Origin of the sequence: Paenarthrobacter sp. RAF54_2 (assembly GCF_052113945.1) — a bacterium.
In the GTDB taxonomy this organism is placed as follows: Bacteria; Actinomycetota; Actinomycetes; order Actinomycetales; family Micrococcaceae; genus Arthrobacter.
This window is the reverse complement of the sequence record NZ_JBFRDV010000050.1, coordinates 1-5956: the sequence shown is the minus strand read 5'-3', so window position 1 is coordinate 5956 and position 5956 is coordinate 1. Positions and strand designations below refer to the sequence as shown.

The window sequence follows — 5956 nt, the reverse complement described above, 5'->3', positions numbered from 1 at the left end:
GCCGCAGCCCCCTACACCTGCACCGGGACCAAGACCACCGTCATGGCCTCCGCCCCGGTGATCACCGCGAACAAGGTCCTGAACAACCTGACCGCCCTCACCTCGGCCAAAACCGACTACCTCAAGGTCACCACCGCGTTCCCCACCACCGCCAACGACACCTTCCAGGCCGCCACCAGCACCATCGGCTTCGCCTTCACCGGCACCCAACGCACCGAAACCACCAAGTAAGACCGGTCAAGTAGCAGCACCTCAAGCTTCACCGCTCCAAGCCTCAGCACCTCAAGCATCACCACAGAGCTCCGCCGGGCCTGGTCGGGCGCCCCCCTGCCCGATCAGGTCCGCCGGTATTTCCTGAGCCAGACTTGAGGATTTCCCGCAAGAAGCCTGAGCTAGATAGCCCAGACTTTCAATCAGAAGATAACCAACACCGGAAGGAACGCCAGGACCATGAGCACACTGACCAGCATCAGCGGATCCGCCCTCAAAGGCCGGCGTTCAGCCGCAAAGCTTGCAAAGACGTCAATGACTTTAGAGACCATCGAGGTGCGGCAGCCAGCAGCGGCATGTACGACCACCGCCGTCGAAACCCCTGCTCAAGCCGCCGAGACCCCCGCGAAAGCCGCCACGGCATCAGGAGCGTTTCGCCGTATCGCTACTAAGACGATGAAGTTCCTCGGCTTCAGCATGCTGGCCATGGCGGCCTTGGTTTTCCTCTTCCTGGCGATCGGGCCGCGCATCCTGGGCTACCAAACCTCCACGATGCTGACAGGGTCGATGGCGCCGTTGATCAACCCGGGCGACGTCGTCGTGACCGTTCCGACGCCGATCGTCGACCTCAAGGTGGGCGACATCATCACCTACCACATCCCCGTTGAAGACCAGCGGGTGGAGACTCATCGCATCACCGAGATCACCGCTACAGCCGATGGCAGCGTAGCCGTCCAGACCAAGGGCGATGCGAATAATGGCATCGATCCATGGATCGCCACCCTGCAGGGCAAAACGGTGGATAAGCAGATCGCAACCATCCCTTACGTCGGGAATGCCATTCGTGCCCTCCGTGAACCGCTCGTCCTGAACATCCTGATGTATGGAGCGCCCGGGATCCTGGTCATCGGAATGCTCGCCTCCATCTGGAGTAAGGACCCCAGCAAGTCGACGTTGGAAGACACCGCGCAGCCACAAGCAGCCAGCCATGACTGACGAGGCAGACGGTCAGGTTCCGGCTCTGGAACCGTGCAGGTTGCAGGCCCTGGCCGATGAAATGGGAGACCCCACCCCGGCGTTGCGTTTCCTCTCCACTTACCTTTCGATGTTGCCTGGCAGACTACTGAGGATCTCCAACGGCCTCTGCCAACACGACGCCGATGCCAGCATGGATGCTGTGCTGAGCCTCAAGATCTCCTCGGCAATGGTGGGCGCGCTTGAGACTGAGGACCAGTGCAAGGCCATCGAGTCGATGATCCGCGAGGAACACTTCGACTACGCCGTCCAGGCACTTCCGGCGCTCCGCCAATATACCGATCGCTGCTACGCGGCCGGACCGCAGCTGTTGGGCAAGGCCCGCGAGTCGCTTCACCCACAGTCCGGAAAGTTGGAGGGCCAGCGGAGCACTTAGCGTCGTACCGGCGGTTACCGTTCTCCCGCTGGCACGGGCTCAGGACTTTTGACCTGATGAGGCACCAGGAGCAGCGCTGCGACAGCCAAAACTCCCGCTGCGGCGAACACGTAGAAGCCGGCGGGATAGGCAATGTTTGCGGCCACCAGTGTTCCAGTCACGGCAGGACCAACAATCGCGCCAAGGCGTCCGACGCCGGCAGCGAACCCGAGTGCCGTTCCCCGGAGTCGCGCCGGAAACAGCTGACTTACCCATGCGTAGACCAGAACCTGCGAGCTGAAGACGAAGACGCCGGTGACGAACACCGCGGCGTTGAGCAGGAACTCACTCTGGATCTTCACGCTGAGGACGGCCAGGAACACTGCTGAAAGCCCGAACCACAGCAGCACTATCTTCTTGGTTCCATGCCGGTCGGCAAGAATTCCGGCTAAAACCAGCCCGGCCACGGCGCCGAGGTTGAGGACCAGCAGCAGCGTCAGGCCTGTGCTCACGGTGTAACCCGCAGCTGCCATCAACTGCGGCAACCACGTGTTCAAGCCATAAACCAGCAACAAACCCATGAACGACGCGATGCCAATGCCCACGGCCACCAGCGGATACGGCTTTTGCAGGAGGTCGCGGAACCCGGTCTTTTGCTTGCCGTCCGTGGAAGGCACGACGCCGGGTGCCGCCTTTGTCGTTTCGTCCACCTTGACGGGGGCTGCTTCGGGGAGCGACTCCGGCAGTTTTGCCCACAGGAATGGAAGGAGCGCCAGCCCTGCGATGCCGCCAATGATAAACATGAGGCGCCAGTTGGGGACCACGAGGATGGCCAGGAACGCTGTCGCAACAGCGCCTACGTGGTAGCCGGTCATGGTCCGCGTGGTCGACTTTCCGGCTGATCCTGCCGGTGCGTAGTCGTTCATGTACGCGAGGGCGGCGGGAAGGCAAGCGCCGAGCCCGAGGCCTGCCAGAAGGCGCAGGATCGAGAAGACCGCCACGTTGGGTGCGAAAGCGACTCCGATTGTGAAGAGTGAGAAGCCCGCTACGCAGGCGATCAAGAGCTTCCGTCGGCCGAACTTATCGGACAGCGGAGCGATAAACAGTGCGCCGAGTCCCACGCCTACCAAGGAGATAGTTGCAGCGAAGGTAGCTCCAACGGCGTCAAAGCCTATGTCGCCGGTCTTGATGAGCGTTGGAATCACAGTCCCCAGGACCACCAGGTCGAAGCCGTCCAAGACCATGGCAAGCCAGCAAAGCCAGACTGGCCATTGGGAGCGGCGGGCAGATGGCATCGTTGGCATAGTGTCCTCGGGAGTTCGTCGTGAAGTGGATGTGGCCAGCAGAACGGCCGGTCAGTTATGAGAGTTGTATCACCGACGGGAGTAACCTGAAGCACGTTCTACCATTGAATGGAAGACGTGCACTGACGTTTGGTAGAAGAGGCGTCTGACATAGGAACAGCAGCAAGGAGCGCATCGTGGCCAACTCAGCATCTGGCGACTCCGTGGTGGATCGCGTAGTTCGGGTGATTGAGGCGTTCCCCGAGGGCGCCACCTCCCTGCAGCTGAGCGAACTCGCCGACAGGTCCGGCCTCCCGTTGTCGTCCGCCCACCGGCTGGTGCGGCAACTCTCCGAGCATGGCTTGCTGGAACTTGGTGCTGGCGGGAACGTTCGGCTCGGGCTCCGATTGTGGGAACTCGTCAACAGAAATTCGCCCACGCTCGCACTCCGCCAAGCGGCCATGCCCTTCATGGAGGATATTCAGCAAGTCTTGAACCAGAACGTAAACCTCGCAGTGCTTGAGGGCTGGGAGGCGCTGTTCGTGGAGCGACTTTCGCGTCGTGGCTCCGTTGCCAACCGAGCCCGCGTGGCCGGTCGCATGCCGGTCCACATTTCCTCCGCCGGCCTGGCGCTGATGGCACACCAGTCCCGAGAATTGCAGGCGGAGTACCTCGAGCAATTCCATGACCCGGCTGGAAAGGTAACTTCCGACGTCGTGCGGCACCTGTTGGCGGAGGCCGCGCAGCTGGGCTATGCGCAACTGGCGGGCGTCGTTGATCCGGATACTTGGGGTATCGCGGTGCCGGTGATGAACGGCAAGCGGCCCACTGTAGCGGCCCTTGGCGTGGTGGTGCCCTTGGCTGAGATGCGGCTGCAGGCCCTCGTTCCGGCGCTACAGACCGCTGCCCGGGGCATAGGCAGACAACTTAGGGATTGATATGGGTTTCCGTTGAACGGAATCCATGTAACGTCGGTCACCCGGCACGCGCCACACTGATTCCAGGCTCATCCCGTCCTAGCGGGACCGCAACGAAGCGAGGAACACCATGGCACGCACTACCGTTACTACTCAAGTCGCCATCATGGGCGCAGGACCAGCCGGGCTCATGCTCTCCCACTTGCTGGCCAAGCAAGGCATCGAATCCGTGGTGGTGGAGGTCCGCAGCCGCGAACAGATCCACCAAACTGTTCGCGCCGGCATCCTGGAACATGGCACTGTCAACCTGCTGGTGGACTCCGGCGTCTCAGACCGGGTGCTGCGCGAAGGTGACCGCCACGATGGCATCGAGTTGCGATTCAACGGCGAAAGTCACCGCATCAACTTCAAAGAGTTGGTTGGTGAGTCCGTGTGGTTGTACCCGCAAACGGACGTTTTCGCCGACCTCGCCGCACGGCGCGAGGCCGACGGGGGCGACGTTCGGTACAGCGTCACGGACACCACGGTTCATGATCTCGAGGGCAAACCGAAAGTTTGGTTCACCGATTCCGACGGTCAGGAGTTTGAGATCCAGGCCGACTTCCTCGTTGGCGCTGACGGGTCTCGCAGTCACTGCCGCTTCCAGATCCCCGAAGCCAACCGAAAGTGGTTCTTCCACGAATACCCGTTCGCTTGGTTCGGTATCCTGGCCGAGGCTCCGCGCAGCTCTGACGAACTGATCTATGCAAACTCCGAGCACGGTTTTGCCTTGATCAGCCAGAGAACCGAGACAGTACAGCGCATGTACTTCCAGTGCGACCCCAAGGAAAACGTGGCCGACTGGGACGATGAACGCATCTGGTCCGAATTGCGCAAACGTGTAAACGGCAACGGCTTTGAGCTCAACGAAGGCCCTGTCCTGGAAAAGATGGTCCTGCCGTTCCGAAGCTTCGTTCACACTCCGATGCGCCACGGCAATCTTTTCCTTGCCGGCGATGCCGCACACACCGTCCCGCCCACCGGCGCCAAGGGCCTTAACCTCGCGATACACGACGTGAAGGTGTTGTTCGAAGGCTTGGACTCCTTCTACTCCACCGGTTCCACCGCACTGCTGGATTCCTACAGCGACCGCGCCCTGGACCGTGTGTGGAAGGCTCAGCATTTCTCTTACTGGATGACCTCCATGCTGCATACCGTTCCCGGCGCAGGGGACTTCGACCGTGCACGTCAGCTGGGCGAGCTGCATTCCGTGGTCTCGTCCGAGCACGCCAAGGCGTACCTGGCAGAGTCATACACGGGCTGGCCGACGTCGCGGTAAGGCTTCGTCGCGGCTGAGTTTAGTGCCGCGGCTCAGCTTACGTCCGGGGCACAGCTTACGTCCGGGGCTTAGTTTACGAGCGCTCGACGGCGCGCTGTCACTTCGGTCAGTCGCCTTCGGGCTGTCACCTTCGGCTGTGAGCTTTTGGCGTCAGTTAGATGGCCACTGCTGTTTAGCCAGTCAGCCGGGGCGCAATTGAACGCGACACACTCCTATGTTCTGAGGGGTGTGTGGTGGTGGTTGCGTCGGGGTGTTTGTTTGGGGTCGATGTGTGGTGGTGGGGTGAACCAGGGCGCGCCGGTGGTCATGTCGATCCGCCACTGTTCTTTGTGGATGACGTGGTGGTGGTGGCTGCAGAGCAGGGTGCCGTTCTCGGTTCCTGTGGTGCCGCCGTGTGACCAGTAGGTGATGTGGTGGGCTTCGCACCAGGGAGCGGGCATGGTGCAGTCGGGGAACGCGCAGCCGCCGTCGCGGGCGGTGATGGCTTTGCGGATGTGGGGTGGGAAGATCCTGCTGGTGCGGCCGATATCCAGGACGCGGGAGTCGGTTCCGAGCAGGACGGGGAGGATATCGGCGTCGCAGGCGATTTTGCGGATGGTGTTGGGGTGCATCGGACCCAGGAACGTTGCTGTGCCGGTGCTGAGTCGTTGGTGGTCGGTGGATCGTTCGAAGAGGTCGCGTTCGTCGATGGTGAGGGTGAGTTGGGGTCGGAGTCCGCCGTTGGCTGGCAGTTTCCCGGTGGTCATCGCGACGGCACAGGCTCCGACGAGTCCGTCGAGGAGTTTCATGGGGCGGGAACGCCGGTCCAGATCCGGTCCGGTGGGATTACTATCCGTGG

The 5956-nt window shown here is 61.8% G+C and carries 6 protein-coding genes and 1 pseudogene; 5 read left to right on the top strand and 2 right to left on the bottom strand.

Features of this window, described 5'->3' with window-relative positions:
* The 3 genes and pseudogenes from AB4Y87_RS25770 to AB4Y87_RS25760 all read left to right on the top strand — a co-directional run.
* Positions 1 to 231, top strand: a pseudogene (locus AB4Y87_RS25770) (TasA family protein); the annotation flags it as partial.
* 219 nt (positions 232 to 450) lie between these two features.
* Positions 451 to 1206 (top strand): signal peptidase I, encoded by a 756-nt coding sequence (locus AB4Y87_RS25765; RefSeq protein ID WP_442007064.1) that lies wholly within the window; start codon positions 451 to 453, stop codon positions 1204 to 1206.
* Complete coding sequence (locus tag AB4Y87_RS25760; RefSeq protein ID WP_442007063.1) at positions 1199 to 1621, top strand: Hpt domain-containing protein; 423 nt, start codon at positions 1199 to 1201, stop codon at positions 1619 to 1621. The genes AB4Y87_RS25765 and AB4Y87_RS25760 overlap by 8 nt, the downstream gene beginning before the upstream one ends.
* 14 nt (positions 1622 to 1635) lie before the next feature.
* Here the strand turns inward: AB4Y87_RS25760 and AB4Y87_RS25755 are convergent, their stop codons facing one another.
* Positions 1636 to 2904, bottom strand: a complete 1269-nt coding sequence (locus AB4Y87_RS25755) for an MFS transporter (RefSeq protein WP_442007062.1) — start codon at positions 2902 to 2904, stop codon at positions 1636 to 1638.
* A 176-nt stretch (positions 2905 to 3080) separates the two neighbouring features.
* On the opposite strand from AB4Y87_RS25755, the gene AB4Y87_RS25750 reads away from it, so the two are divergent.
* Together AB4Y87_RS25750 and AB4Y87_RS25745 are read left to right on the top strand one after the other, a co-directional pair.
* Complete coding sequence (locus tag AB4Y87_RS25750) at positions 3081 to 3821, top strand: IclR family transcriptional regulator (RefSeq protein ID WP_442007061.1); 741 nt, start codon at positions 3081 to 3083, stop codon at positions 3819 to 3821.
* Between the two features lie 109 nt (positions 3822 to 3930).
* The gene (locus AB4Y87_RS25745; RefSeq protein WP_442007060.1) at positions 3931 to 5118 is read left to right on the top strand and encodes a 4-hydroxybenzoate 3-monooxygenase; all 1188 of its coding nucleotides are present in this window, start codon (positions 3931 to 3933) and stop codon (positions 5116 to 5118) included.
* A 212-nt stretch (positions 5119 to 5330) separates the two neighbouring features.
* On the opposite strand, the gene AB4Y87_RS25740 is transcribed toward AB4Y87_RS25745, so the two are convergent.
* Positions 5331 to 5956: DUF222 domain-containing protein (locus AB4Y87_RS25740; RefSeq protein WP_442007059.1), on the bottom strand; the 626-nt coding region annotated here is incomplete at its 5' end.

Bases quoted from the DNA above. Each gene is read 5' to 3' on its own strand.
- AB4Y87_RS25755 (WP_442007062.1), bottom strand. From the start codon at position 2,904: ATGCCAACGATGCCATCTGCCCGCCGCTCCCAATGGCCAGTCTGGCTT.
- AB4Y87_RS25765 (WP_442007064.1), top strand. From the start codon at position 451: ATGAGCACACTGACCAGCATCAGCGGATCCGCCCTCAAAGGCCGGCGT.
- AB4Y87_RS25760 (WP_442007063.1), top strand. From the start codon at position 1,199: ATGACTGACGAGGCAGACGGTCAGGTTCCGGCTCTGGAACCGTGCAGG.
- AB4Y87_RS25745 (WP_442007060.1), top strand. From the start codon at position 3,931: ATGGCACGCACTACCGTTACTACTCAAGTCGCCATCATGGGCGCAGGA.